Consider the following 25,755-nt stretch of genomic DNA (forward strand, 5'->3'; position numbering starts at 1 on the left):
TGTAGGGGATTTCCCGCCGCTGTATCGGAAATTTCCCAAATGCAAATGCAGGCGGGAATTTGTGAGCGTTCACGCGGTTGACCGGCTAGCCTACCGACCTTCCTTGTGTAGCTGTTAAGCGGGCCACACGGATATGGGAACATACCCTCAACACTGGCCTTCCACCCCCCTGCTACGCTACTTTCAGGGCACTTTTTCCCCCGCTGGCCGTCTGAGCCAGCACATAACGCTGTTTTTCTTCAGAGGTGTCACCCCATGAAAGCCTGGATCTGCCTGCCGTTGTTTGCGTTGGTTCTGACAGGTTGCGCCGGCAAGACGGCCTATCGCGATAATTGCGCCACCCAACTCGATGCCGCCTGGCATGAGCTGGACCTGGCCAAGGCGGAAGGCTTTGCCGGTACCGTGAGTTATTCCAAGGCGCTGTCGCTGCTGACCGGGGCCAAGACCCAGCAGCAGTTCGAGGCCTATGAAGGTTGTACCGACAAGGCCGAGAAAGCCCGCTTCTACATCAAGGAGTCCCGCGCCGGCCGTTGATCGTTCTGTCCTGCAGGCGCTGGCTGGCCAGCGCCTGCAGACCGCTCCCCCTGTCGGGGCGCCCATGGAAGGAGGTGCCATGCACAGCCAATTGAACGCCTGCCTCGAAGCCGTCAACGAGGTATTGCTGGGCAAGCAACACCAGGTTCGCCTGGCGCTGACCTGCCTGATCGCCGGCGGGCACCTGTTGATCGAGGACTTGCCGGGCATGGGCAAGACCACCTTGAGCCACACCCTGGCCCGCGTCATGGGCCTGCGCTTCCAGCGCATCCAGTTCACCTCCGACCTGTTGCCCAGTGACATCCTGGGGACGTCAGTGTTCGACAAGGACAGCGGGCAGTTCGTCTTTCACCCGGGGCCTGTTTTCGCCGAGCTTGTGCTGGCCGATGAGATCAACCGCGCCACGCCCAAAAGCCAGAGCGCGCTGCTGGAGGCCATGGAAGAGGGCCAGGTGACCATCGAAGGCGCCACTCGCCCCTTGCCGCAACCTTTTTTCGTCATCGCCACCCAGAACCCCACGAGCCAGGGCGGGACCTTTGCGCTGCCCGAGTCGCAGCTGGACCGATTTCTCATGCGCCTGTCCCTGGGCTACCCGGCCAAGGCGGCGGAAAAGGCGTTGTTGCTGGGCGAGTCGCGTCGCGACCTGCTGCCGCGCATGGCGGCGGTGCTGGACCATGAAGAGCTGGCGATGCTGCAACAACATGCCCGCGAGGTACGGGTCAGCGATGCGCTGGTGGACTATGTGCTGCGGCTGGTAGAGGCCACCCGTACCCAGCCACAGTTCGCCTGGGGCCTGTCGCCTCGCGCCAGCCTGGCACTATTGGCTGCGGCGCGGGCCTGGGCCCTGGTGCTGGGGCGTGACTATGTGATTCCCGAAGACGTGCAGGCGGTGTTGCCCTCGGTGGTCAGCCACCGCCTGCGCGAGCGTGCCGACCCCACCGGCCAGGGGGGTGGGGCATTGGTGCAGTGGTTGCTCAAAGAAGTGGCGGCGCTGTGATCGCCCGCCTGCGCCAGGGCGTGCGACGGTGGCAGGACCGCCGCGCACCGCCCGTGGCACAGGTGCAGTTGGGCCAGCGGCAGATCTACATCATGCCCGACCGCAGCGGCGCAGGGTTTGCCGTGGTGCTGTTGTTGATTCTGCTGGCGGCCATCAACTACCAGAACAGCATGGCCTACGCCCTGGTGTTCTTGCTGGGCTCGGTATTCGTGGTGGCCATCCTGCATACTTTTCGCAACGTCAGTGGCTTGCGGGTCGCCGGCGCGGGCACCCCGGCGGTGTTCGCCGGTGAGCATGCGCGGTTCCTGCTGCGCCTGGAAAGCGCGGGGCGCGAGCACCAGGCCATCGCGGTGGGCTGGTCGGCGGACTCGCTGCAAAGCGTCGACGTGGCCGCCGGTACGGCGCTGGAACTGGAACTCAACCTGCCCACCGTGACGCGCGGCTGGCTGGCCGCACCGCGCATGCGCCTGCAAAGCACGTTCCCCCTGGGCGTGCTGCGGGCCTGGAGCTATCTCAACCTGGGCCAGCGGGTGCTGGTGTACCCGCGCCCCCTGGAAGGCGAGTTGCCGGTCATGGCCAGTGCCGCCGACGACATTGAAGGCGAGGGCCAGCGAGTTGCCGGGCAGGGGGTGGATGACTACCAAGGCTTGAAGGACTACCAACCGGGCGATTCGTGGCGGCGCCTGCACTGGAAGGCCTATTCCCGGGGCGGCAGGCTGCTGGTCAAGGAATTCGCCGATGTGCGTGGCCGCGACCTGTGCCTGGATTTCATGGCCTTGGGCGGCGACCTGGAGCAGCGCCTGTCGCGGCTGTGCCACTGGGTGCTGGCATTGTCCCGCGAGCAACGGCCGTTTGCCCTGCGACTACCGGGTGTGTACCTCCCGGTGGACAACAGTGACGGCCACCGCGAGGCCTGCCTGCGCGCCTTGGCGCTGTACCGGCAGGGGGGCGCATGACCCCGAGCATCCCGCGGATCAGCCTGACGTGGCTGCTGTTGGCCCAATGCCTGGTGATCGTGCCGTTCTGGCCCCATGTGCCCCTGTGGATGGTGGGCCTGTGGCTGGGCTGCACCCTGTGGCGGGTGCAGATTTTGCGCATGCGCGCCGCGTTCCCGGGCTTGCTGCTGAAAGTCGCGATGGTGGTGGCCACCGCCGCCGGGGTGTTCATGTCCCGGGGTGTGCTCATCGGCCTCGACGCGGCGGCGACGCTGCTGGTCGCCACCTTCATGCTCAAGGTGGTGGAGATGCGCACCTTGCGCGACGCGCGGGTGCTGATCTACCTGGGCTTTTTCTGTGTGGTAGTGGCTTACCTGTACGACGCCAGCCTGCCCTGGGCACTGTACAGCGTGCTGCCGGTGACGGCGTTGCTGACGGCCATGATCGGTTTGCAACAGACCCGCCTGGTGGCGCAGCCCCTGGCGACCCTGCGCCTGGCCCTGGCGATCCTGGCCCAGGCCTTGCCGCTGATGCTGTTGTTCTTCGTGTTCTTTCCACGCCTGGAGCCGCTGTGGTCGCTGCCCATCCCCAGTAACAAGGCGCAGACGGGCCTGGCCGAGAGCATGACGCCGGGGGACGTGGCCGAGCTGGGGCGCTCGGCGCAGTTGGTGATGCAGGTCAGCTTCGAGGGGCCGATGCCGTCGCGCCAGGCGTTGTACTGGCGGGCCTTCACCCTGGAGCGGTTCGACGGCGGGCGCTGGAGCCAATCGGAAATGTCCCGAGGCTTGCCGGTGGCCGCCTGGCAGCCCAACGGCCCGCAAGTGCGCTACCGCATCATTCAACAGCCCGGGGACCGTTGGCTGTATGGCCTGGACGTGGCCCACACCGACTTGCCGGGCGTGCGCCAGATGGCGGACTTCCGCCTGACACGGGTTCAGCCGCTGGACCGCCCCTTGCTGTACAACGTGACATCGTCGCCCCAGGCCATTCGCGACCTGCAGTTGAGCGAAGCCATGCGCCGCCAGGACCTGCGGCTACCTGCCACCGGCGACCCGCGGACTCGCCAATGGGCCCAGGAGCTCAAGGGGCGCTACCCGCAGCCTGACGCCCTGGTGCAGGCGGTGCTTCAGCGTTTTCACGACGACGATTACCATTACACCCTCAGGCCGCCGGCACTGGGTAGCGATAGCATCGACAGCTTCCTGTTCAACAGCCGCGCCGGTTTCTGCGCCCACTACGCCGGGGCCATGACGTACCTGCTGCGTGCCGCCGGCATACCGGCGCGCATGGTGGTGGGCTACCAGGGCGGTGAGTTGAACCCGGCCGGGCGCTACCTCACGGTGCGTCAGTTCGATGCCCATGCCTGGGTCGAGTATTGGCAGCCTGGGCGCGGTTGGCGCAGCGCCGACCCCACGGCGGCAGTATCGCCGCTGCGCATCGACCAGGGCCCGGAAGAGGCATTGGCCAGCGACGAGGAGTTCCTCAGCGATGCACCCTTTTCGCCGTTGCGCCTGCGCCACTTCAGTTGGGCCAACGACTTGCGCCTGGGCTGGGATAACCTTAACTATGGCTGGCAGCGCTGGGTACTCGATTACCAGAGCGCGCAGCAACTGGACTTCCTCAACCGCTGGTTCAAGGGCCTGGCCAGTACGGTGTTGCCGGTGGGCCTGCTGGTGGTGCTGGGAGCATTGGCCCTGGTGCTGTTAAAGCCTTGGCGTCGGGCGGCCGATAGTCAGTTGCAACTGTATCAGCGCTTCGAGGCGTTGCTGGCCCGCCACGGGCTTGCCCGTGCCACGGGTGAGGGCGCCCAGGCTTACGCACGCCGGGCCAGCCGGCATTTTGCCGACCAGGCGGGGGTGATCGAGGCGTTCAGCGAGGCGTTCATCGCCCAGCGCTACGGCGGCCAGCCGGCGAACCTGGGCCAGTTGCGTCAACAATTCAAGGCAGTGCGGGCCAGCCTGGACGGCGTGCATCGCGTGGCGGTTCGGGAGTCCTCTTAAATGTCGACATTGCTGGATGAAGTCATCGCCCACCTGTTGGGCATCGAAATACGCTTACTGGCGTGCCAGGCGCGGCTGGAAGCGCACACCGACCCTGAGGCGCTGCACGATCTGCGCACCACGGTGCGTCGCTTGCGCAGCCTGATCCGGCCGCTGCGTGGCCTGCCCGGAGTGGATCAGCTGGAGGAGGCCGCCAAGGGCGTTGGCCAGCTGACCACCCCCTACCGCGACCGCGAGGTGTTGGCCGCTCACCTGCATAAACGTGGGCATCACGCGTTGGCGCAGCGACGGGTGGCGCAGATGAAGGGTGTTTACCCTCAGGTCGCGGCCAGTGCCGAACTGGCGCGGCTGGTGCGCATCCTCGATGGTTTCCCACGCTTTGCCCGCGCGGCGCAACGGGAAAAATTGCTCGGTGGCCTGCACAAGCGGGTCGACAAGCGCCTGGGCAAGCAGTGGCGGCAGCTGGAAGCAGCACTGCAGGACCCGGGGCACGACCGGCACCGCCTGCGCTTGCTGATCAAGCGTGTGCGTTACGCGGTGGAAGCCTACCCCGCGCTCAGCCGCGCCAGCGACCCACTGGTCAAGCGGCTCAAGCAGGCCCAGGGCGCCCTGGGGGATTGGCACGACAACTGGCAATGGTTGCTGAAAGTCGAACAGGAACCCGACCTGCTGCCGTGCCTGCCCGAGTGGCAGGCAGCCCTGGTCGAGGGCGAGCAGCGCAGCGACCGGGCGTTGGACAAATTGCTGGCCGCCGTGAAGTATTAACCCGCGAAAATGGCTGAAACAGCGCCTGCTGGCCCAAGGCTTGCTGGTTAAGATTCGCCTTTGTCACCGTATTCGAGGTCGCCATGAAATTCGCCGAGCTGCTGGCCGCTGTCCGTCATCACCCCGAGGCCGTGACCATTCCCGGTGAATGGGCCCAAGGCCGCGCGGGGTACGGCGGGCTGATGGCGGCGCTGCTGTTCGAAGCGCTGCAGGCAAAGGTGGGGCCGGGGCGACCGGCGCGGTCCTTGGCCATCACCTTCGTGGCGCCCGCGCCGCTGGACGCCCCCATCCGTTTTGACGTGGAGGTGCTGCGCGAGGGTAAATCGGTGGTTTCCCTGCTGGGCCGGGCGGTGGCCGAAAGCGGCACGGTGACGCTGATGCAGGCAAGCTTCGGCGCGCCGCGTGAATCGGCCATCGAGGTGCCGGCGTTACCCGCGGTGGCACTCAAGCCGTGGGCCGAATCCACCGCCTTGCCGTATATCCAGGGCGTGACGCCAGAGTACATTCGCCATCTGGACATGCGCTGGGGGATCGGCGGGCTGCCGTTCACAGGAAGCGGTGGCCGGCAGATGGGCGGCTGGGTGCGCCTGCGTGACGACACCGAAGCGGGGCCCATCACCGAGGCGCACCTGCTGGCGCTGGTCGATGCCTGGCCGCCGGCGGTGCTGCCACACCTGCGCCACCCGGCGCCGGGCAGCACCCTGGCCTGGACCCTTGAATTCATGCAACCGCTGGCGGCGTTGAGCACCCTGGACTGGTGCCGTTATTGCGCGACCATCGAGCACGCCCGTGATGGGTACGGGCATACCTCGGCGATGCTGTGGACGGAAGCGGGGGAGTTGGTGGCCATCAGTCGGCAGACGGTCACCGTGTTCGGGTAAGCGGGGTTGTGCGGCAGCGGATCAATGCGCTTTGCGCAACCCCAGCCCGGCGACCACGCCTATCACGCCGACAGCCAGGGGAAGGAAGCTGGCGTCCAGCACGCCCGAGACGATCAGCACGCCACCCAGCCCGATCAGCGGCAAACCGATCAGCTCGCCGGTATGGTCGGCGTTGTTCTGCCAGTGGAAACCGGGGATGTGGGGCAGGTACTTGCTCATGGTGCTCTCCTCAATGCATTGCGTTGTTGCTTGAGGTAAGCGTAGCGCCGGGCGCCGAGCCCGGCGAATGATGCTTGGCTATCGTCGCGATAGCCGCCGTCTTTACAGCTTCAGCTGCCCGATGGCCTGGTTCAGTTCCGTGGCCAAGCTGGCCAGGTCGGTGCTGGTGGTGGCCGAATCGACGGTCTGTTGCACGGTATTTTCGGTGACGTCGCGAATGCTCACGACCGCCCGGTTCATTTCCTCGGCCACCTGGCTTTGCTGCTCGGCGGCGACGGCGATCTGCGTGTTGCTTTCGCGCATCTGCGCCACCGCCCCGGTGATCTGCGCCAGCGCCTCACCGGCTTCGCGGGCCTGCTGCACGCAATCGTCGGCCTTGAACGAACTCTCTTGCATGAAGTCGACGGCGTCGCGGGTACCCGCCTGCAGGGCGGTAATCATGGTGGTGATTTCGTCGGTGGATGCCTGCACGCGCTTGGCCAGGTTGCGTACCTCATCGGCCACCACGGCGAAGCCGCGGCCCATTTCCCCGGCCCGCGCGGCTTCGATGGCGGCGTTCAGGGCCAGCAGGTTGGTCTGCTCGGCGATGCTGTGAATGACGCCGACCACGCCATTGATCTTCTGACTGTCCTCAGCCAGGCGCTGGATCATCTCGGCGGTTTGCTGCACGCCGGTGGACAGGCCGGCGATGGACAGTTGCACCCTGTCCACCACCTGCTGGCCGCTGCCGGCCAGGCTGTCGGCGCTCTGTGACAGGTCGCGGGTGGCACCGGCGTGCTGGGCGATGTGGTGCACGGTGGCGGTCATTTCATTGATGGCGGTGGCGGCCTGGTCGGTCTCGCTCTGCTGCCCCAGCATGCCATGGCGCACCTGGCCCATGCTGCTGGCCAGGCGGGCCGCACCTTCGTCCAACTGCGCGGCGGTGCGCGCCACGGTGCCCACCACGCGCTGGTAACCGGCCTGCATGGCGTTGAAGGCCGCGGCCATCTGCCCGACCTCGTCATGGCCGGCCACGGGCACCCGGGCCGACAGGTCACCGGTTTTCTCGACGTGCAAGATCACGTCCTTGAGGGTGTTGAGCTGGCTGAGTAGAAAGCGGATCAACAGCTGCGAGGCGCCGAGCATGGCCAGCATCAACACCAGCACGGCCCCGGCGTACTGGGCGAAGCGCGCTTCGAACACCTGGGCGAAGCTGGGGCCTATGGCGCCGGCCGACACTGCCTGCAGGTCAGCCACCCGGCCCTGCTGCTCCAGGTGCACGGCGTACAACACCAGCAGCAGGGTGGTGACGAAGGCGACCGCGTTCACGGCCCAGAATTTGTACTTGAGGGAAAGGTTGCTGAGCCAGGTACCCATGGAGGTCTTCTCTGAAGTCGCGGAACATTAAAGGCAAGGTGCCATCATTGTTCCAGAAGACCATGATGCAAACGTTGACGTGGGTCAAGCCGGGCTTGGCAGGTTGAAGAACGCGCGTGCGCATGCCGTGGTGTGGGCGGCCAGGTCGTCGGCGCTTTCGCCTCGGTGGCGGGCCACTTCGTGGAGCACCTCAGGCAAGTAGGCAGGTTCATTGCGGCCGTTCTTCGGCTTGGGCCGCAGGGTGCGGGGCAGCAGGTAAGGCGCATCGCTTTCCAGCATCAGCCGCCCGCGGGGGATATTGCCCACCAGAGGGTGCAGGTGGGTGCCACGACGTTCGTCGCAGATCCAGCCGGTGATACCGATGTGCAGGTCCAGGTCCAGGTAGCTGAACAGCGCTTTCTGTTCGCCGGTGAAGCAGTGCACCACGGCGGCGGGCAACCGGTCGCGGAAGTCTTTGAGGATCTCCAGCAAGCGCACGCTGGCATCGCGCTCATGCAGGAACGCCGGGCGCTGCAACTCCACGGCCAGGGCCAGGTGCTGTTCCAGCACCTTTTCCTGCTGCGGGCGCGGGGAGAAGTCGCGGTTGAAGTCCAGGCCGCATTCGCCCACGGCGCGTACCCGCGGCTGGGCCAGCAGGTGGCGCAACTGGCGCTCGGTGTCGGCGGTCCAGTCGCTGGCGTGGTGGGGGTGAATGCCGGCCGTGCTGAACAGCCGCGTGGCGCTTTCGTCCAGTTGCTCGCACAGGGCCAGCGACTGCTCGCTGCAGGCGATTTCAGTGCCGGTGAGCACCAGTTGAACGACGCCGGCGGCGTAGGCGCGCTCCAGCACCGCCTGGTGTTTTTCGTGGAAACTGGCGTTGGTCAGGTTGACGCCGATGTCGATGAGTTGCATGGTGTGCTACCTCGGGCCGCAGGCCGGACAGCATAACAGAGCGTGTGAAAGACCAGTAAAGCCAAGAACTTCAAGACGTTATCGTGGTCTCTTGAGGTCGATCATGAATCAGGCCTGGAACCCCGATGACGCGTCCCTCACTGTTGACCCTGCTGGTACTCGCCTTGCTGGCCCCGCTGCCGGCCATGGCGCGCCCGCCCGGGCCGCTGCAAGTGGCGCACGCGACCAAGGTCCGTGACCTGGCCGATATTCGCCAGGGCCGGGTACTTCGGGTGCTGGTGAACCAGAGTCGCAACAGCTCCGGCGAGGTCAAGGGTGAGGCCATTGGTGTCGAATACCACCGGCTCAATGCCTTCGAACAGTACCTCAATGGCCATGCCGACGGCGGCCAGGCCATTCACCTGAAAATCATTCCCCGCCCCAAAGAGCAGTTGATCGGGGCCTTGCAGCGTGGCGAAGGTGACCTGGTGGCGCCGGGGGAGGTGCTCGATGTGCCCGATACCCCGTTGGTCAGCGCCAGTGCCCCCGTGCTCGACAACGTACCCTTGGTACTGGTGGGTGCCAAGGGCGCGCGGCGCTATGCGCGCATCGAACAACTGGCGGGCAAGACGGTGACCTTGCCAGCGGGCAGCGTGGCTGGCGATGTGCTGCAGGGCATCAACCAGAAACTGGCGGCGCGTCGGTTGGCACCGGTTAGGGTCGAATGGGCTGACCCCAGCCTGGCCGTGGAAGACGTGCTGGAAATGGTGCAGGCCGGTATCTACCCCATGACCATTGTCGAGAAGCCCATCGCCGGGCGGTGGGCCCGGGTCATGCCCAAGCTGATGGTGCAGGGCAACCTGCACCTGGGCGCGCCGCGGCAGATCACCTGGTACGTGCGCAGCGATGCGCCCATGCTGCACGCCAGCATCGACCGTTTCACCCGCATCTACCGCGCGCCGGCGGACCAGGATGCAGCCTTCGCCCGGGTTTACCGCACGGCTTACCAGGTGCACAACCCGCTGGCCCATGCCGATCGCCAGCGCCTGGAAAAGCTGCGCCCGGTGCTGCAACGCTATGCACGTGAACAAGGGATCGACTGGCTCAACCTGGCGGCGCTGGCGTTCAAGGAGTCCAAGCTTGACCCTTCGGTGCGCGGTGCTGGCGGCGCGACGGGGCTGCTGCAGATCACGCCTGCGGCGGCCCAGCGGGTGGGCGTGGGCAATATCCAGAATGTCGATAACAACGTCCAGGCCGCCTCGCGCTACCTGGCATTGATCCGCAAGAAGTTCTTTGCCAGCAGCAAGCTCAACGAGCGCCAGCGCATGGCGTTTGTCCTCGCGGCCTACAACATGGGGCCGGAACGAGTGCAAGCCATGCGCGCCGAGGCCCGCCGCCGCGGCTTGAACCCCAACCAGTGGTTCTTCCAGGTGGAGCGCATCGCCATGGAGCAGGTGGGCATGAACGCCGTGAGCTACGTCAACAGCGTCAACAAGTACTACCTGGCCTACGACCGCGAGCGTGACACCCTGGAGCCGGGTGGCGACAAGGCGCGGCGGTTGGCTGCCAACCCCTGATTGCTCAGCCGTGCCCCACAGGGGGGAGTAGTTTTTTAAAATATCGAATAAATCGATTTGTTTTGTCGTTTATTTGCGATTTTATTATTTGATAGGTTGATTAATATGGCGCCATCAACCGCTGACAACCCTTTCAAGGAAAACGCCATGAACGCTTCGATCAAACGCCTCTTCGTCACCAACGCCGGCCTGGGCTTCACCGTGCTGCGCCTGCTGGTGGGTATCATCTTCGTCGCCCACGGCAGCCAGAAGCTGTTCGGGCTGTTCGGCGGCTACGGCCTGAAGGCACCGGCCAATGGATGGAGAGCATCGGCATTCACCCCGGCTATTGGATGGCGCTGCTGGCCGGCAGCGGTGAGTTCTTCGGCGGCCTGGCGCTGGTCCTGGGCCTGCTGGTGCGCCCGGCATCGCTGGTGCTGATCGTGACCCTGGTGGTCGCCATCCTCAGCGTGCACATCCATAACGGCCTGTTCATGGCCAACAACGGGTACGAGTTCGCCCTGGCGCTGCTGGCCGGCACGGTCGCGACCCTGGTGGAAGGCGCCGGCAAACTGTCCCTCGACCGCCTGATCGCCCGGGCCTGAGCTTGAATCCGTAGCCGCGGACCTGGCTGCGTCACCCACGCCGCGCAGCATCAGGCACATCGCCTGCGCCGCCGACGCGGCCAGGTCCGTCGCTACAGGGCATAGCCGTCAATCAATGGCCTGAATACCCCCTTCAATGGCCGTTCCCCGCATTGCCCTCGCCACCCGGCTTGCGGACAATCCCTACAGGATTCGCCCACGAGCCATCGCCCATGCCCCAACCCATCTTCTTCGCCCACGCCAACGGCTTTCCTGGCGGCACCTACCGCAAGCTCTTCGCCGAGCTGGGCCCCGAGTTCCAGGTCACGCACTTGCCTCAGCACGGCCACGACCCGCGCTTTCCAGTCACGGACAATTGGCATGCGCTGATCGCCGAGTTGGTCCATCACCTTGAAATGCAGCCGGAGCCGGTATGGGGCGTGGGCCATTCGTTCGGCGGCCTGCTGCACCTGTATGCCGCGCTGCAGCGCCCTGAGCTGTACCGTGGCGTGGTCATGCTCGATTCCCCCGCGTTGACGCTGGCCGACCAATGGCTGATCCGCGCCGCCAAGCGCTTTGGTTTCATCGACCGCCTGACACCCGCGGGGCGCACGTTGGGCCGCCGCGAGCGATTCCCTGACCGTGAGGCGGCGCGTGCCTACTTCGCCGGCAAGGCGCTGTTCCGCCATTTCGACCCCGACTGCTTCGAGGCCTACCTGGAACATGGATTGTGCCCGGCAGGCGAGGGGCTGCGCCTGTGTTTCGAGGCCGACACGGAAATTGGCATCTACCGCAGCGTGCCCCATGTGCGGCCGGCCAGTACCCGGCAGCTGCGCGTGCCGTTGGCGCTGCTGCACGGCGAGCAAAGCCGCGTGGTATTGCCCCACCATGCGCGCGCCGTGCAGCGCCTGCCCCACGGCGAAGCCCACCGTGTGCCGGGTGGGCACATGTTTCCCCTGGAACGACCGGCAGCCACCGCGCACCTGCTCAGGGCCATCGTCGAGCGCTGGCAGGTGGGTGCTCGCCGGGGGGCCTGCGCATGAGCAGCGGCGTGGAGGAAATACGCCTGAGCCTGCCGCACATCGAACTGGCCGCCCATGTGTTCGGACCCACCGACGGGCTGCCTGTGATCGCGCTGCACGGCTGGTTGGACAACGCCAACAGCTTCGCGCGCCTGGCGCCCCGTCTGCAGGGCCTGCGCATCGTTGCCCTGGACATGGCCGGGCATGGGCTGTCCCAGCATCGGCCGCCCGGCGCCGGCTATGGGCTGTGGGACTATGCCCACGATGTGGTGCAGGTCGCCGAGCAACTGGGTTGGCAGCGCTTTGGTCTGCTGGGCCATTCCCTGGGCGCCATTGTCTCGGTGGTGCTGGCCGGGGCGGTGCCCGAGCGGATCGAACGCCTGGCCCTGATCGACGCCGTGCTGCCGCCGCCCACGGCACCGCAGACCACGGCCGAACGCTTTGGCCAGGCGTTGCAGGAGCAACTGGCGTTGCCCGCCAAGCGTAAATCGGTGTACCCCAGTTTCGAACGCGGGGTAGAGGCCCGCATGAAGGGCATGGTCGCGGTCAGCCGCGAGGCGGCCGAGCTGCTGGCCCAGCGCGGCCTGATGCCGGTGCCGGGTGGTTTCAGTTGGCGCAGTGACAGCCGCCTGACCCTGCCAACGCCCTTGCGCATGACCCAGGAACAGGGGTTTTCCTTCGTCCAGCGCATCGCCTGCCCGGCGCATGTGCTGGTAGCCGCCGAGGGCATGCTGGCCAAGCACCCGGGCTTGCTTTCTCAGCTACCCTTCAGTCACGAAACCTTGCCCGGTGGCCACCACCTGCACCTGAACGACGAGGAGGGGGCCGCCCTTGTAGCACGCTGTTTCAATCGCTTTTTCGCCATGCCTTGACTTGGCGCGGGCAAGTGTCGAGGCTTGGCGGGTTCACATGGAAGCCGGGTTGAAGAGGGAAACACCATGAACCACCGCCACACTGCCACGATGCCCCCGCGATGAATACCGCGACGCGCGTTCCTCGCCTGGTGGCCGGCCTGTTCGCCGGCCTGCTCGTTTCTGCTGCCCAGGCTGCCGACCTGGCCGAGGTGGCGGCGCCCGCCGACGCCCAGGTCATCGAACGGAAGCCGGCCACCGAGGCCGAGCGCCTGTACCCCTTGGGCGCGGTACGCAAGATCAGCAATCAGCTGCGCATGGACGCCCAGATCAACGCCCGCGGGCAGCTCAGTTCGGTCACCTATGAGCTGGCACCCGGCGCGTCGGCCATCGCGGCGCTGGACACCGCGCGCCAGAGCCTGCTGGGCCAGGGCGCGCATGTGCTGTTCTGGTGTCAGTCGCGCGATTGCGGCGAATCCAGCCTGTGGGCCAATGACATCTTCGCCAACGGCAAGCTGGTGGGGGCCGACGAACAACAGGGCATGGTGCTGATGCGCCGTGCCGCGTCCGGGCCCGACACCGTGTTTGCCCTGTACGCCATCAACCGCGGCAGCCGCCGGCCTTACCTGCACGTGGAGCAATTCGTGGCGGCCACGCCGCTGGGCACGGTCTTGCCGACGCCCGGCACGGTACTGCGCGAATTGCGCAGCACCGGCCGCCTGGACTACCCCGACCTGGGCAGCGCGCCGCCGCCCGCCGACTGGGTGGTGTTGCTGGCGCGCAGCCTGAACCAGGACAGCACCCTGCGCGTCACGCTCGCCGGGCCGGCCGCCGAGCCCTGGCGCCAGGCGCTGGTGGCCCAGGGCGTGCGTGCCGCGCGCCTGGAACTGGGCGACCCGGCCAAGAGCGGCCTGCACATCGACCTGATTCGCTGAGGAGCCGCGCCGCCGTGATGTTCAACAATGACCGCCTGCTGGTACAGATCATCCTGCTGGTGCTGTTGGGTGCCTGCCTGTGGGTGCTGGCCCCGTTCATCTCGGCGCTGCTGTGGGGGGCCATCCTGGCCTACGCCAGCTGGCCGCTGATGCGCCTGTTGACCCGCTGGCTGAACGGGCGGGAGACCCTGGCAGCCAGTATCCTCACCCTGGGCTGGATATTGCTGGTGATCCTGCCGCTGGTGTGGCTGGGTTTCAACCTGGCCGACCATATTCGCGATGCCATCGCCTTTGTTCGCGATGTACAGGTGGACGGCTTGCCCGCGGCCCCCGACTGGCTGGTGTCGGTGCCGTTGGCCGGCCCGCGCCTGGCTGCCTGGTGGGACACCCTCGACCAGCAAGGCGCGGCGCTGATGGTCAGCGTCAAGCCTTACCTGGGGCAGGTGGGCAACTGGTTGCTGGCGCGCAGCGCCCAGATCGGCGGCGGTATCCTGGAACTGACCCTGAGCCTGGTGTTCGTGTTCTTCTTCTACCGCGACGGCCCGCGCCTGGCCGCCTTCGTGCTGCGCCTGCTGGAGCGGCTGGTGGGCGAGCGTGCCGAGTACTACCTGGAGCTGGTGGCCGGCACGGTGCAGCGGGTGGTCAATGGCGTCATCGGCACGGCGGCGGCCCAGGCGGTGCTGGCGCTCATCGGTTTTCTCATCGCGGGCATCCCCGGGGCATTGGTGCTGGGCATCGTCACCTTCCTGCTCAGCCTGATTCCCATGGGGCCGCCCCTGGCCTGGATACCCGCCACGGCCTGGCTGGTGTGGAAGAGCGAATACGGCATGGCGGTTTTTCTGGGGGTGTGGGGCACGTTCATCATCAGCGGCGTGGACAATGTGCTCAAGCCTTACCTGATCAGCCGGGGCGGCGACTTGCCGTTGGTGATCGTGTTGCTGGGGGTGTTCGGGGGCCTGCTGGCCTTCGGCTTCATCGGCCTGTTCATTGGCCCGACGTTGCTGGCCATTGGCTACAGCCTGTTGCTGGACTGGACCCGCAGCAGCCATGGCGGTGCCAACAGGGCCTGAGACGGGCAGCCCAAAGGCTGCCCGCGGCGTGAAGGTCAGGCAGCTACGCTGAGCTGACTGCCCACGGTTTGTTGCGTATCGGTACCGTACTGCTTGGTCAGGGCGGCGATCATCTTGTTCAGGGCCGCCGCGGTATCGCTGCTGGCGGTGTCCGAACTGCTGCTCTGGTCACCCGAGGACTGCAGGGCGGCGGCCAGTTCCTGGGCGCTGACGGTGCCGTCCTTGTTGGTGTCCAGGTCGCTGAACACCTGGGAAGCATCGGTGCTGCTGGTCGAACTGCTGCCCGACGTACTGCTGGCGCTCAGGGCGCTGCTCAGTTCTGTCGACGAGATGCCGCCACTGCCATCGGCGTCCAGGCTGCTGAACAGGTCACTGCTCAGGTCACTGGTATCGGACGGCGGGGGTGGCGGTGGTGGTTGCAGGGCGGCCGCCAGTTCGTCCTGGCTGACCGTGCCGTCGCCGTTGGTGTCCAGGGCCGAGAACAGCGCGCTGCTGTCATCGGTGGTATCGCCGGCGCTGCTCAGGGCCGAACTCAGCTCATCGCTGCTGATCGAGCCACTGCCGTCGCTGTCGATGGCGCTGAGCAGGTCGTCCACTTCGTCGGTACTGGGTGCGTCGCCGCTGCCCTGGGGTGGTGGCGGCGGTGGCTGCAAGGCCGCCATCTCGTCCAGGGTCAGGCCGTCGTCGGAGTCACTGTCCAGGCTGCTGAAATTCTTGCTCAGGCTGACCAGGATACCGCCGTCATTGGTGGTGCCACTGCTCGAACTGTTGGAAATCGCCGTGTTCAGCTCATCGCTGCTCACTTCACCATTGGCGTCTGTATCAAGGCTGGCAAAGAGTTCTTCCTGGAACTTCTTCAGTTGCGCGCTGGAAGTGGAGCTGGTTGAGCTGGTGTAACTGGTGTAATTGCTGCTGCTTACGCCGCTGATCATAGGGTTGTCTCCCCTGTTGGGACGCCGGTTACGAACCACCGGCGCCTAGAGAATCTATCGGGGGGATGTCGAGAGTGTGTGGGGTTTGTATGGTGGCGGATATGGGGGCAGGCGAGAGTCGCGGCAAGCCCTCTACCGCGGTAACCGGATAACCGCCGTCAATCCGCCGCCCGGCGTCTCCTCCAGGCTCAGTTGCCCGCCCAGTCGCTGGCAGGCCTCCCGGGCGATGGTCATTCCCAGCCCGACCCCGCCGGAATTGCGGTTGCGCGACCCTTCCAGCCGAAAGAACGGTTCGAACACCGCTTCCCGCTTGTCGGCGCTGATGCCCGGCCCGTGGTCGATGACGCGGATGGTCACCTGGTCGCGGGTGTCCTGGATGTCCACCAGGGTGGCGCCGCCATAGCGCAGGGCGTTGTCCACCAGGTTGCTGATGCACGAACGCAGGGCCATGGGTTGCACCTGCAGCGGCGCGCAGGTGCCCTTGGCCTCAATGGCCGCGCCGTGGTCCTGGGCGTTCTCCACCAGCGATTCCACCAGGGCCTGCAGGTCGTACCATTGCAGGGCCTCGCTGGTGCGCTGTTCGTGCAGGTAGGTCAGGGTGGCGTCGAGCATGCCGATCATGTCGTCCAGGTCCTGGCGCATCTGCCCTTGCAGCTTTTCGTTGTCGATCTGCTCCAGCCGCAGCTTGAGCCGCGACAGCGGTGTGCGCAGGTCATGGGACACGGCACCGAGCATGCGCGCCCGTTGCTGGACCTGTTCGCGAATACGTTCCTGCATGCGGTTGAAGGTATGCGCTACCTGGCGAGCTTCCAGCGGGCCGGATTCCTCAAGCGGTGGGGCGTCGAGGTTTTCACTCAAGCGTTCGGCCGCTTCACTGAAGCGGCGGATGGGCCGCGACAGCGCCTTGGCGCCGAACCAGGCCGCTACCACCAGGGTAATCACCTGGAACATCAGCGGTACCATGGGGCCGCCAAACAGCGGGGGCGGCGGCCGGCGTTCTTCCTCGCGCAGCTTTTCCAGCTCCGCGCGCGCCTCGGGCGTGGGGTTGGGCCCCAGCTCGGCGCGGCGCTCAGCCAGTGCTTCGCGCATTTCCTCGCGGTGCGGTGGCGGCGGGAAGCCGTACTGCTGGAACCAGAGGAAAGCCAGCAGGTGGGCGAAGATGATGGCAATCAGCGATACGCCGAACAGACGGGCGAACAGCGTATCAGGGCTGCGCATCAACCAATGTCCCGGGCATCGAACAGGTAGCCTTCACCGCGCACTGTCTTGATCAACTGCGGTGCCTTGGGGTCGTCGCCCAGCTTCTGGCGCAGGCGCGACACCAGCAGGTCGATGCTGCGATCGAAAGCCTCGATGGAGCGGCCACGGGCGGCGTCCAGCAGTTGTTCACGGCTGAGCACGCGGCGAGGGCGCTCCAGGAATACCCACAACAGGCGGAATTCGGCGTTGGACAGCGGCACCACCAGCCCATCGGAGGAGATCAGCTGGCGCAGCACGCTGTTCAGGCGCCAGTTGTCGAAGCGCACGTTGGCCCGCTGCTCGGTGCGGTCATCGCGCACGCGGCGCAGGATGGTCTGGATACGGGCCACCAGTTCGCGCGGTTCGAACGGCTTGGCCATGTAGTCGTCAGCACCCAGCTCCAGGCCGATGATGCGGTCGGTCGGCTCGCAGCGCGCGGTCAGCATCAGGATCGGAATATCGGATTCGGCGCGCAGCCAGCGGCACAGCGACAAGCCGTCTTCACCGGGCAGCATCAGGTCCAGGACCACCACGTCGAAGTTTTCTTCCAGCAGCGCCTGGCGCATGCCTTCGCCGTCGCTGACGCCCAGGGCAAGAATGCCGAAGCGCGCCAGGTAGTCGATCAGCAGCTCGCGAATCGGTACGTCGTCATCCACGATCAGGGCACGGGTATTCCAGCGTTTGTCATCGTCGCCGACGAGGGTCTTGCTGGCATCGCTGAGGGGGAGCGGGGTGTTCTGCATGCTTGCGTTCATCTGCCTGATATTGCTGCCAGCCACGGCGACGGGGCCGCGTCATTTACCCATGAGGTAAGCGTTCGCCCGGCGGGCTGGTAGTCATGTTCGGATTGGGAGCGGCGAACGAGGGTTACTCGCGGGCGTGTCGCTGGAATGTCGTCTATGTATCAATGTCGATACAATTGGCTACATTTTCCCGAGGTCGATCTGGAGACAGCTCTACATCGGCATTCTTTACGATTTCTTTATACCTGTCCGTTGCTTTCAGTCTCGTTCCTTTACGCGGTGTTTTCCGACAATACCGACGAATGGCTGGCTCCCTCCCCCCGCGGCTGCTCGGTTGACGCCGAATCCACAAGGGGCGCATGGGCGCTGCCTTTATCGAACGAGGAGAAACGGCATGAACGTTCTGGACGGGGTGGCCCTGCTGCTGGCAGCAGGGTTGTTCGTGTATCTGACCCTGGCGCTGTTACGCGCCGATCGCAACTAGGAGCGGCCATGCACAGCTACGACTATGGGCTGCTGGTGGCGTTCCTGGCCCTGGTGCTGGTTCCGGCGCCGTTCCTGGGGCGGTTCTATTACAAGGTGATGGAAGGCCAGCGCACGTGGCTGGCGCCCATCCTAGGCCCGGTGGAGCGCGGTTGCTACCGCCTGGCGGGCGTCGATGCCAATGAAGAGCAGAGCTGGCAACGCTACACCCTGGCGCTGCTGGCCTTCAACCTGGCGGGTTTCGCCGTGTTGATGGCCGTGTTGATGCTTCAGCAGTATCTGCCGGCCAACCCGCAGCACCTGCCCGGCATGGAGTGGACCCTGGCCTTCAACACGGCGGTCAGTTTCGTCACCAACACCAACTGGCAGGCCTATAGCGGCGAAGCGTCCCTGAGCTACTTCAGCCAGATGGCCGGCCTCACCGTGCAGAACTTCGTCAGCGCCGCCACCGGTATCGCCGTGCTGGTTGCCCTGTGCCGCGGCATTGGCCGGCGTTCGGCGAAAACCCTGGGCAACTTCTGGGCCGACATGACCCGTGCCACCCTCTATGGCCTGTTGCCGCTGTGCCTGGTGCTGGCCCTGCTGCTGGTGTGGCAGGGCGTGCCGCAGACCTTCATGCATTACATCGATGCCGTCACCGTGCAGGGCGCCGACCAGGTCATTCCCCTGGGCCCGGCGGCCAGCCAGATCGCCATCAAGCAACTGGGCACCAATGGCGGTGGCTTCTTCGGCGTCAACTCGGCGCACCCGTTCGAAAACCCCACGGCCCTGAGCAACCTGCTGGAAGTGGTATCGATCATCCTGATCCCGGTGGCGCTGGTGTTTACCTTCGGCCATTACGTGAAGGACATGCGCCAGAGCCGGGCAATCATCGCCTGCATGTTCGCCCTGTTTCTGATCGGTGGTGGGGTGGCGCTTTACGGCGAGTACCAGGCCAACCCGGCCCTGCAAGGCGCGCAGATTGAACAGACTGCACCGCAGGAAGGCAAGGAGGCACGTTTTGGCACCACGGCGTCGGTGCTGTGGGCCGTGACCACCACGGCCGCCTCCAACGGCTCGGTCAATGCCATGCACGACAGCCTCAACCCGCTGACCGGCATGGTCGCGCTGGTGAACATGATGGTCGGCGAGGTGATCTTCGGCGGCGTCGGCGCCGGGCTCTATGGGATGTTGCTGAACGTGCTGACGGCCGTGTTCCTGGCCGGGCTGATGATCGGCCGCACCCCGGAATACCTGGGCAAGAAAATCCAGGCCACCGAGGTCAAGCTGCTGGTCGTTACCCTGCTGGTGATGCCGATCGGCGTGCTGGTGCTGGGCGCCATCGCCGCCAGCCTGGCGGGGCCGGCATCGGCGGTCAGCAACCCGGGGCCCCACGGCTTCAGCCAGTTGCTGTACGCCTACACCTCGGCCAGTGCCAACAACGGCTCGGCATTCGGTGGCTTCAGCGCCAACACCGCGTTCCACAACCTGATGCTGGGGCTGGGCATGTTGATCGGGCGTTTCGGCTACATCCTGCCGATCCTGGCCCTGGCCGGCAGCCTGGCACTGAAGAAGACCGCACCCTTGGGCGCGAACAGCTTTCCTACCCACGGGCCGCTGTTCGTCACCCTGCTGACCGTGACGATTTTGCTGGTGGGCGGGCTGACCTTCCTGCCGACCCTGGCCCTGGGGCCGATCGCCGAACACCTGAGCCTGGGTTTCTGAGGACATGACCATGAATATGCCGATCCCTGCTGTAAAACCGGCGGTCGCCAGTACCCCGCAGAAAACCGCGTTCGCGGCCCTGTGGCGCCCGGCGCTGGTGCAAGCTTTCGTCAAGCTCGACCCGCGCCAGTTGCAGCGTGCGCCGGTGATGCTGGTGGTGGAACTGACCGCCATACTGACCACGGTGCTGTGTTTTCTGCCCGAGGCCGGCGTCGGCACGGGCGTGGCGGTGCAGATCGCCCTGTGGCTATGGTTTACCGTGCTGTTCGCCAACTTTGCCGAGGCCCTGGCCGAGGGGCGCGGCAAAGCCCGCGCCGACAGCCTCAAGGCAGGTAGCCAGGCCCTGAGTGCACGCCGCCGCGAGGCGGGCGGGCAGTTCCAGAGCGTGCCCGCCGCCAGCCTGCGCAAGGGTGACGTGGTGCGCGTCGAAGCCGGGGAAATGATCCCCGGTGACGGCGAGGTCATCGAAGGCATCGCCGCCGTTAACGAAGCCGCCATAACCGGCGAATCGGCGCCGGTGATCCGTGAGTCGGGCGGCGACCGTTCGGCCGTCACCGGCAATACCCGGCTGGTGTCGGATTGGCTGCTGGTGAAGATCACCGCCAACCCCGGTGAGTCGACCCTGGACCGCATGATCGCCTTGGTGGAGGGCGCCAAGCGCCAGAAAACCCCCAATGAAATCGCGTTGGACATCCTGCTGATCGGCCTGACCCTGATCTTCTTGCTGGTGGTGGTGACCCTGCAGCCGTTCGCCCACTTCGCCGGAGGCAGCTTGCCGCTGGTGTTCCTGGTGGCCTTGCTGGTGACGCTGATTCCCACCACCATCGGCGGCTTGCTCTCGGCCATTGGCATTGCCGGCATGGACCGCCTGGTGCGCTTGAACGTGATCGCCAAATCGGGCCGCGCGGTGGAGGCGGCCGGTGACGTACACGTCTTGCTGCTGGACAAGACCGGTACCATCACCTTCGGCAACCGCCGTTGCACCGCCCTGTATGCCGCCCCAGGCGTGACCGCCAAGGAGCTGGCCGAGGGCGCGCTGCTGGCCTCGCTGGCCGACGACACCGCCGAAGGCAAGTCGATCGTCGAGTTCCTGCGCCAGTTGCACAGCCTGGCGGAGCCTGCTGCCCACGAACTCACCGCGGTGCCTTTCAGTGCCGAGACGCGCCTGAGCGGCGTCGACCATGGCCCGCATGTGTACCGCAAGGGCGCGGTGGACTCGCTGCTGGCCTTCGTCGGCTTGCAGCGCCTGGAGATGCCCGCCGCACTGGCCCGTGAGGTGGACAAGATCGCCCAGAGCGGCGGCACACCGCTGCTGGTGTGCCGCGACAAACGCCTGCTGGGTGCCATTCACCTCAAGGACGTGGTCAAGCCCGGCATTCGCGAACGCTTCGATGAACTGCGCAAGCTGGGCATCCGCACCGTGATGGTCACTGGCGACAACCCGTTGACCGCGGCTGCCATCGCCGCCGAAGCCGGGGTGGACGACGTGCTCGCCGAAGCCACGCCAGAAAAGAAGCTGGCGCGCATTCGCCAGGAGCAGGACGACGGCCGTCTGGTGGCCATGTGTGGCGACGGCGCCAACGACGCCCCGGCCCTGGCCCAGGCCGACGTGGGCATGGCCATGAATGACGGTACACAGGCGGCGCGCGAGGCGGCGAACATGGTCGACCTGGACAGCGACCCCACCAAACTGCTGGACGTGGTGCAGATCGGCAAGGAGCTGCTGGTGACCCGTGGCGCCCTGACCACCTTTTCCATTGCCAACGACGTGGCCAAGTATTTCGCCATCCTGCCCGCGCTGTTCGCCGCTATCTACCCGCAATTGGGTGTGCTCAACGTGATGCACCTGGCCAGTCCGCAGAGCGCGATTGTCTCGGCGATTGTCTTCAACGCGCTGATCATCGTCGTGCTGATTCCCCTGGCCCTGCGCGGCGTGCGAGTGCAGGCGGCGAGTGCCGCGCACCTGTTGCGCCGCAACCTGCTGATCTATGGGCTGGGCGGCATCGTGGTGCCCTTCGTGGGCATCAAGCTGATCGACCTGCTGCTTACCGCGCTGCATTTGGTATGACCGCCTGGAGGAATGAATGATGTCGACTTACGTGCGTCCGGCCTTGAGCCTGATTGTATTGATGACCCTGATTACCGGTGGCGCCTACCCGCTGGTGGTGACCGGCGTGGCCCAGGTGGCCTTCGCCGACCAGGCCAATGGCAGCCTGGTGCGTGATGACAGTGGCAAGGTGCGCGGTTCCAGCCTGATCGCGCAGAAGTTTACCGGTGAGCAATGGTTTCACCCGCGCCCTTCGGCAGGGGACTTTGCCACCGTGTCCAGCAGCGCCAGCAACCTGGCGCCCAGCAACCCGGCCCTGGCCACCCGCATCAAGGACGATGCCGCCAAGCTCCAGGTGGCCGGCCAGGGGCCAGCGCCCATGGCCCTGCTGACCACGTCGGGCAGCGGCCTGGACCCCCACGTGCCGCCGGCCGCGGCCGACTACCAGGTGGCGCGCATCGCCCAGGCCCGGCAGTTGCCGGAGCCTGCGGTGCGGCAACTGGTGGCTGAGCACACCGAGCGCTCGCTGTTCGGCCCACCCGTGGTCAACGTGCTGGCTTTGAACCTGGCCCTGGATCGGCTACCTTCAGCGCAATGAGCGTAAGGTGCGTGCAATCCCTTCACACACTGATTTCCGCCTTGTCGAGTACCCGTGATGAGTGACGCTGTACGCGCCGACGCCCTGCTGGCCCAACTCCCCCGCAAGGGCCGTGGCAGGCTCAAGGTGTTCCTGGGGGCCGCCCCTGGGGTGGGCAAGACGTATGCCATGCTCCAGGCTGCCCACGCCCAGGTGCGCCAGGGCGTGAACGTGCTGGCGGGGGTGGTCGAAACCCACGGCCGCGCCGAAACCGAAGCGCTGCTGGGGGGCCTGCCTCAACAGCCGCTGGTGCGCTCGCGCTACCGGGGCGTGACCCTGGAAGAAATGGACCTGGACGGCCTGTTGCAGGCTGCCCCTCGCCTGGTGCTGGTGGACGAACTGGCCCACAGCAACGCTCCCGGCAGCCGCCACGCCAAGCGCTGGCAGGACATTCAGGAGCTGCTGGCGGCGAACATTGACGTGTACACCACGGTCAACGTTCAGCACCTTGAAAGCCTCAACGACCAGGTGCGGGACATTACCGGCGTGCAAGTGCGCGAAACCCTGCCCGACTGGGTGCTGCAGGAAGCCGATGAACTGGTGCTGATCGACCTGCCGCCGCGTGAGTTGCTGGAGCGCCTGCGCGACGGCAAGGTGTACGTGCCGGAGCAGGCCAGGGCGGCCATCGAGGCGTTCTTCACCCAGACCAACCTCACTGCGTTGCGTGAGCTGGCCATGCAGACGGCCGCCGCCCAGGTGGACGCCGACCTCACCCAGGGCTACCGGCGCCTGGGCCAGGCCGCCCCGGCACTGCGCGGGCGCCTGCTGGTGGGCGTGGATGCCGATGCCCAGGCCGAACGCCTGGTGCGCCACGCCAGCCGCGTGGCCGAGCGCAGGCACTTGCCCTGGACGCTGGTGCATGTGGACACCGGCCAGGCGCGGGACGAAAACGGCCGCCAGCACTTGCAGAATGCCCAGTTGCTGGCCGAGCGCCTGGGCGGTGAAGTGGTGGTGCTGCGGGCCGCGGAAGTGGCCAAGACCCTGATCCAGCACGCCGCCGAGCGCCGCGCCAGCCTGGTGCTGGTGGGCCAGTCGCGGCCGTTGCTGCGCCGGCGCCTGTTCGGCGGGGGGCTGGGGCCGCGGTTGTTGCGCGATACCCATGGCCTGGAGATCAACGTGCTGGACCGTGACCAGGCGCGGCCATTACCGCGCACCCGCGGGGCCGGGGAGTGGGTGTGGTTCGACTACCTGCTGGCGCTGTTCGCCACCCTCGCCGCCAGTGGCCTGGCCTCGGCGGTGGCCAGCGTGCTGGCGCTGCCGAACATTTCCCTGGTGTTCCTCGCCGCGGTGCTGCTGGTGGCAGTGCGCAGCAGCCTGGGCCCAGCGCTGGTGTGCGCGGCGCTGTCGTTCCTGGCCTATGACTTTCTGTTCATCCCACCGACGTTCTCCCTGACCATCTACCGCGAGGAAGACGTGCTGACCCTGCTGTTCTTCCTGCTGATGGCGGCGCTGACCGGCAACCTGGCGGCCCGCCAGCGCCGGCAGTTGCAGGCGCTGCGCGACACCCAGGAAGAAACCGGTGAACTGCTCGACCTATCGCGCAAGCTCACCGCTGCCACCGACCGCCAGGCCGTGCTCACTGCCGCCGCCCAGCACCTGCAAGGTTGGCGCGATTTACAGGTATGGGTGGTAGAGCGTGACGGCGACCAGGGCTGGAAAGACCCTGGCGGCCATGCCGTGGCCCTGGCCGATACCGAGCGAGCCGCCGCCGACTGGGCCTGGCAGCACGACCAGCCGGCGGGCATGGGCACCGGCACTTTGCCGGCGGGGCGCTGGTGGTGGCTGCCGGTGTCGGCGCAGGTGCGGCCGCTGGCCTTGCTGGGTGTGCGCGAACGCGAGGGCCGGCCCTTGAGTCTGCAACGCCGGCGCTTGCTGGCGGCGCTCAGCCAACCGCTGGCCCAGGCGCTGGCGCGGGCGCAATTGGCCCAGGACCTGGAAGCGGCCCGCTTGCACGGTGAGACCGAGCAATTGCGCAGTGCCTTGCTGGCCTCGGTGTCCCATGACCTGCGCACGCCCCTGACGGCCATGCGTGGCAGCATCGACAGCCTGCTGGCCCTGGGCGAAGCCATTCCCAAGGCCGACCGTGAGGAACTGCTGGAAGGCACCCGTGATGAAGCCGAGCGCTTGGACCGCTACATCCAGAACCTGCTGGACATGACCCGCCTGGGCCATGGCGCATTGAAGCTGGCCCGCGACTGGGTCACCCCGGCGGACATCGTCGGCAGCGCCCTGAACCGCCTGCGCGCGGTGCTGGCCCCCCTGGACGTGGTGGTCGAGGTTCCGGCCGCGCTGCCGTTGCTGTACGTGCACGCCGCGCTGATCGAGCAGGCGTTGATCAACGTGTTGGAGAACGCCGCGCGCTTTTCGCCCGCCCACGGCCGCCTGCTGGTCAGTGCCGCGGTTCAGGGCGATGAGCTGTGCCTGGCGGTCAGTGATCAGGGGCCGGGCATTCCCGAAGCCGAGCGGGCGCAGATTTTCGACATGTTCTACACCGCCGCCCGTGGCGACCGCGGTGGACAGGGCACGGGCCTGGGCCTGGCGATCTGCCAGGGCATGATCGGCGCCCACGGCGGGCGCATTCGGGTGGCTGACGGTGTCGATGGCCAGGGCACGTGCATCACTCTATGCTTGCCGCTGCAGACGCAACCCGGGCTTGAAGGTGAAACCTTGACATGAGTCAGACCGCAACGCTGCTGGTCATCGATGATGAGCCGCAGATCCGCAAATTCCTGCGCATCAGCCTGACCTCCCAGGGCTACCAGGTGCTGGAGGCCGGCACTGGCGCCGACGGCCTGAGCCAGGCCGCCCTGGGTCGCCCTGACCTTGTGGTGCTGGACCTGGGCCTGCCGGACATGGACGGCCAGCAGGTGCTGCGTGAATTGCGCGAATGGACCCAGGTGCCGGTGCTGGTGCTGTCGGTGCGCGCCAGCGAGGCGCAGAAAGTCGAGGCGCTGGACAATGGCGCCAACGATTACGTGACCAAGCCGTTCGGCATCCAGGAGTTTCTGGCCCGGGTACGGGCGCTGTTGCGCCAGGGCTCGACGGCCGATGCCCCGGCGGGGCCGCTCAGCATTGGCGGCTTGCTGATTGACCTGGGTTTGCGGCGGGTGACGCTCGACGCCGTGGAGGTGTCGTTGACCCGCAAGGAATACGCGGTCATCGCGCAACTGGCGCGCTACCCGGGGCGGGTGATCACCCAGCAGCAATTGCTCAAGGATATCTGGGGGCCGACCCACGTGGAGGACAGCCACTACCTGCGTATCGTGGTGGGGCACATCCGCCAGAAACTGGGCGACGACCCCACGGCGCCGCGTTACCTCATCACCGAGCCCGGCGTCGGCTATCGCTTGCAGGCCTTGTAGGGCGGGCCTCGCCCGGTCCTGCAAAAATAAGCG

23 protein-coding genes and 1 pseudogene are annotated in these 25,755 nt (G+C 66.4%); 18 read left to right on the plus strand and 6 right to left on the minus strand.

The window, feature by feature from the left end; genetic code table 11:
• Positions 1 to 255: 255 nt before the first annotated feature.
• The 6 genes from HWQ56_RS08340 (at position 256) to HWQ56_RS08365 (ending at position 6,112) form a co-directional block, all read left to right on the plus strand.
• A complete protein-coding gene (locus tag HWQ56_RS08340) occupies positions 256 to 534 on the plus strand; it encodes a hypothetical protein (protein ID WP_158153701.1) in 279 nt (92 codons plus the stop codon).
• A gap of 79 nt (positions 535 to 613) precedes the next feature.
• The gene (locus tag HWQ56_RS08345; protein WP_176570192.1) at positions 614 to 1,531 is read left to right on the plus strand and encodes an AAA family ATPase; all 918 of its coding nucleotides are present in this window, start codon (positions 614 to 616) and stop codon (positions 1,529 to 1,531) included.
• On the plus strand, positions 1,501 to 2,487 hold the full coding sequence (locus tag HWQ56_RS08350) for a DUF58 domain-containing protein (RefSeq protein WP_176570193.1): 987 nt from the start codon (positions 1,501 to 1,503) through the stop codon (positions 2,485 to 2,487). The genes HWQ56_RS08345 and HWQ56_RS08350 overlap by 31 nt, the downstream gene beginning before the upstream one ends.
• Positions 2,445 to 4,466, plus strand: coding sequence for a transglutaminase TgpA family protein (locus HWQ56_RS08355; protein WP_425331956.1), 2,022 nt, complete (start codon positions 2,445 to 2,447; stop codon positions 4,464 to 4,466). Before HWQ56_RS08350 ends, HWQ56_RS08355 begins: the two co-directional genes overlap by 43 nt.
• Positions 4,467 to 5,231 (plus strand): CHAD domain-containing protein, encoded by a 765-nt coding sequence (locus tag HWQ56_RS08360; protein WP_176570195.1) that lies wholly within the window; start codon positions 4,467 to 4,469, stop codon positions 5,229 to 5,231.
• 83 nt (positions 5,232 to 5,314) lie between these two features.
• On the plus strand, positions 5,315 to 6,112 hold the full coding sequence (locus tag HWQ56_RS08365; protein WP_176570196.1) for an acyl-CoA thioesterase: 798 nt from the start codon (positions 5,315 to 5,317) through the stop codon (positions 6,110 to 6,112).
• A 21-nt stretch (positions 6,113 to 6,133) separates the two neighbouring features.
• On the opposite strand, the gene HWQ56_RS08370 is transcribed toward HWQ56_RS08365, so the two are convergent.
• From HWQ56_RS08370 to HWQ56_RS08380, 3 genes are all read right to left on the minus strand, one after another.
• Positions 6,134 to 6,331, minus strand: coding sequence for a terminase (locus HWQ56_RS08370; RefSeq protein WP_158153707.1), 198 nt, complete (start codon positions 6,329 to 6,331; stop codon positions 6,134 to 6,136).
• Between the two features lie 102 nt (positions 6,332 to 6,433).
• A complete protein-coding gene (locus HWQ56_RS08375) occupies positions 6,434 to 7,687 on the minus strand; it encodes a methyl-accepting chemotaxis protein (protein WP_176570197.1) in 1,254 nt (417 codons plus the stop codon).
• Positions 7,688 to 7,771: 84 nt separating this feature from the next.
• The gene (locus HWQ56_RS08380; protein ID WP_176570198.1) at positions 7,772 to 8,578 is read right to left on the minus strand and encodes a TatD family hydrolase; all 807 of its coding nucleotides are present in this window, start codon (positions 8,576 to 8,578) and stop codon (positions 7,772 to 7,774) included.
• 125 nt (positions 8,579 to 8,703) lie between these two features.
• Between HWQ56_RS08380 and HWQ56_RS08385 the strand changes: the two genes are divergently transcribed.
• From HWQ56_RS08385 to HWQ56_RS08410, 6 genes and pseudogenes are all read left to right on the plus strand, one after another.
• The gene (locus tag HWQ56_RS08385) at positions 8,704 to 10,134 is read left to right on the plus strand and encodes an MltF family protein (protein WP_176570199.1); all 1,431 of its coding nucleotides are present in this window, start codon (positions 8,704 to 8,706) and stop codon (positions 10,132 to 10,134) included.
• A gap of 147 nt (positions 10,135 to 10,281) precedes the next feature.
• A pseudogene (locus tag HWQ56_RS08390) lies at positions 10,282 to 10,718 on the plus strand (DoxX family protein).
• A gap of 212 nt (positions 10,719 to 10,930) precedes the next feature.
• Positions 10,931 to 11,740: an alpha/beta fold hydrolase gene (locus HWQ56_RS08395; RefSeq protein WP_176570200.1), complete on the plus strand. Its 810-nt coding sequence runs from the start codon at positions 10,931 to 10,933 to the stop codon at positions 11,738 to 11,740.
• Positions 11,737 to 12,591, plus strand: a complete 855-nt coding sequence (locus HWQ56_RS08400) for an alpha/beta hydrolase (protein ID WP_176570201.1) — start codon at positions 11,737 to 11,739, stop codon at positions 12,589 to 12,591. Before HWQ56_RS08395 ends, HWQ56_RS08400 begins: the two co-directional genes overlap by 4 nt.
• A gap of 101 nt (positions 12,592 to 12,692) precedes the next feature.
• On the plus strand, positions 12,693 to 13,505 hold the full coding sequence (locus HWQ56_RS08405) for a DUF4892 domain-containing protein (RefSeq protein ID WP_176570202.1): 813 nt from the start codon (positions 12,693 to 12,695) through the stop codon (positions 13,503 to 13,505).
• Between the two features lie 17 nt (positions 13,506 to 13,522).
• On the plus strand, positions 13,523 to 14,575 hold the full coding sequence (locus HWQ56_RS08410) for an AI-2E family transporter (protein WP_176572360.1): 1,053 nt from the start codon (positions 13,523 to 13,525) through the stop codon (positions 14,573 to 14,575).
• A gap of 35 nt (positions 14,576 to 14,610) precedes the next feature.
• Here HWQ56_RS08410 and xopAW read toward each other — a convergent pair whose 3' ends face one another.
• The 3 genes from xopAW to HWQ56_RS08425 form a co-directional block, all read right to left on the minus strand.
• Positions 14,611 to 15,507, minus strand: a complete 897-nt coding sequence (xopAW, locus tag HWQ56_RS08415; RefSeq protein WP_176570203.1) for a XopAW family type III secretion system calcium-binding effector — start codon at positions 15,505 to 15,507, stop codon at positions 14,611 to 14,613.
• Between the two features lie 132 nt (positions 15,508 to 15,639).
• The gene (locus HWQ56_RS08420) at positions 15,640 to 16,725 is read right to left on the minus strand and encodes a sensor histidine kinase (protein ID WP_158153716.1); all 1,086 of its coding nucleotides are present in this window, start codon (positions 16,723 to 16,725) and stop codon (positions 15,640 to 15,642) included.
• On the minus strand, positions 16,725 to 17,489 hold the full coding sequence (locus HWQ56_RS08425) for a response regulator (protein ID WP_027978584.1): 765 nt from the start codon (positions 17,487 to 17,489) through the stop codon (positions 16,725 to 16,727). Before HWQ56_RS08425 ends, HWQ56_RS08420 begins: the two co-directional genes overlap by 1 nt.
• 394 nt (positions 17,490 to 17,883) lie before the next feature.
• Between HWQ56_RS08425 and kdpF the strand changes: the two genes are divergently transcribed.
• Genes kdpF through HWQ56_RS08455 form a run of 6 tightly spaced genes read left to right on the plus strand, consistent with a single transcriptional unit; the run spans position 17,884 to position 25,722 of the window.
• Entirely contained in the window at positions 17,884 to 17,973 is a 90-nt protein-coding gene (gene kdpF, locus HWQ56_RS08430) for a K(+)-transporting ATPase subunit F (RefSeq protein ID WP_158153717.1), read from the plus strand.
• 8 nt (positions 17,974 to 17,981) lie between these two features.
• Entirely contained in the window at positions 17,982 to 19,676 is a 1,695-nt protein-coding gene (gene kdpA, locus HWQ56_RS08435; RefSeq protein ID WP_158153718.1) for a potassium-transporting ATPase subunit KdpA, read from the plus strand.
• A 4-nt stretch (positions 19,677 to 19,680) separates the two neighbouring features.
• Positions 19,681 to 21,744, plus strand: coding sequence for a potassium-transporting ATPase subunit KdpB (gene kdpB, locus HWQ56_RS08440; protein ID WP_425331937.1), 2,064 nt, complete (start codon positions 19,681 to 19,683; stop codon positions 21,742 to 21,744).
• Between the two features lie 19 nt (positions 21,745 to 21,763).
• A complete protein-coding gene (kdpC, locus tag HWQ56_RS08445; RefSeq protein ID WP_176572361.1) occupies positions 21,764 to 22,321 on the plus strand; it encodes a potassium-transporting ATPase subunit KdpC in 558 nt (185 codons plus the stop codon).
• Positions 22,322 to 22,378: 57 nt separating this feature from the next.
• Positions 22,379 to 25,036, plus strand: coding sequence for a sensor histidine kinase (locus tag HWQ56_RS08450; RefSeq protein WP_176570205.1), 2,658 nt, complete (start codon positions 22,379 to 22,381; stop codon positions 25,034 to 25,036).
• Positions 25,033 to 25,722 carry a response regulator gene (locus HWQ56_RS08455; protein WP_176570206.1) on the plus strand — a complete coding sequence of 230 codons (690 nt, stop codon included), beginning with the start codon at positions 25,033 to 25,035 and terminating at the stop codon, positions 25,720 to 25,722. Before HWQ56_RS08450 ends, HWQ56_RS08455 begins: the two co-directional genes overlap by 4 nt.
• Positions 25,723 to 25,755 lie beyond the last annotated feature (33 nt).

The sequence above is a fragment of the Pseudomonas eucalypticola genome (genome assembly GCF_013374995.1).
In the GTDB taxonomy this organism is placed as follows: Bacteria; Pseudomonadota; Gammaproteobacteria; order Pseudomonadales; family Pseudomonadaceae; genus Aquipseudomonas; species Aquipseudomonas eucalypticola.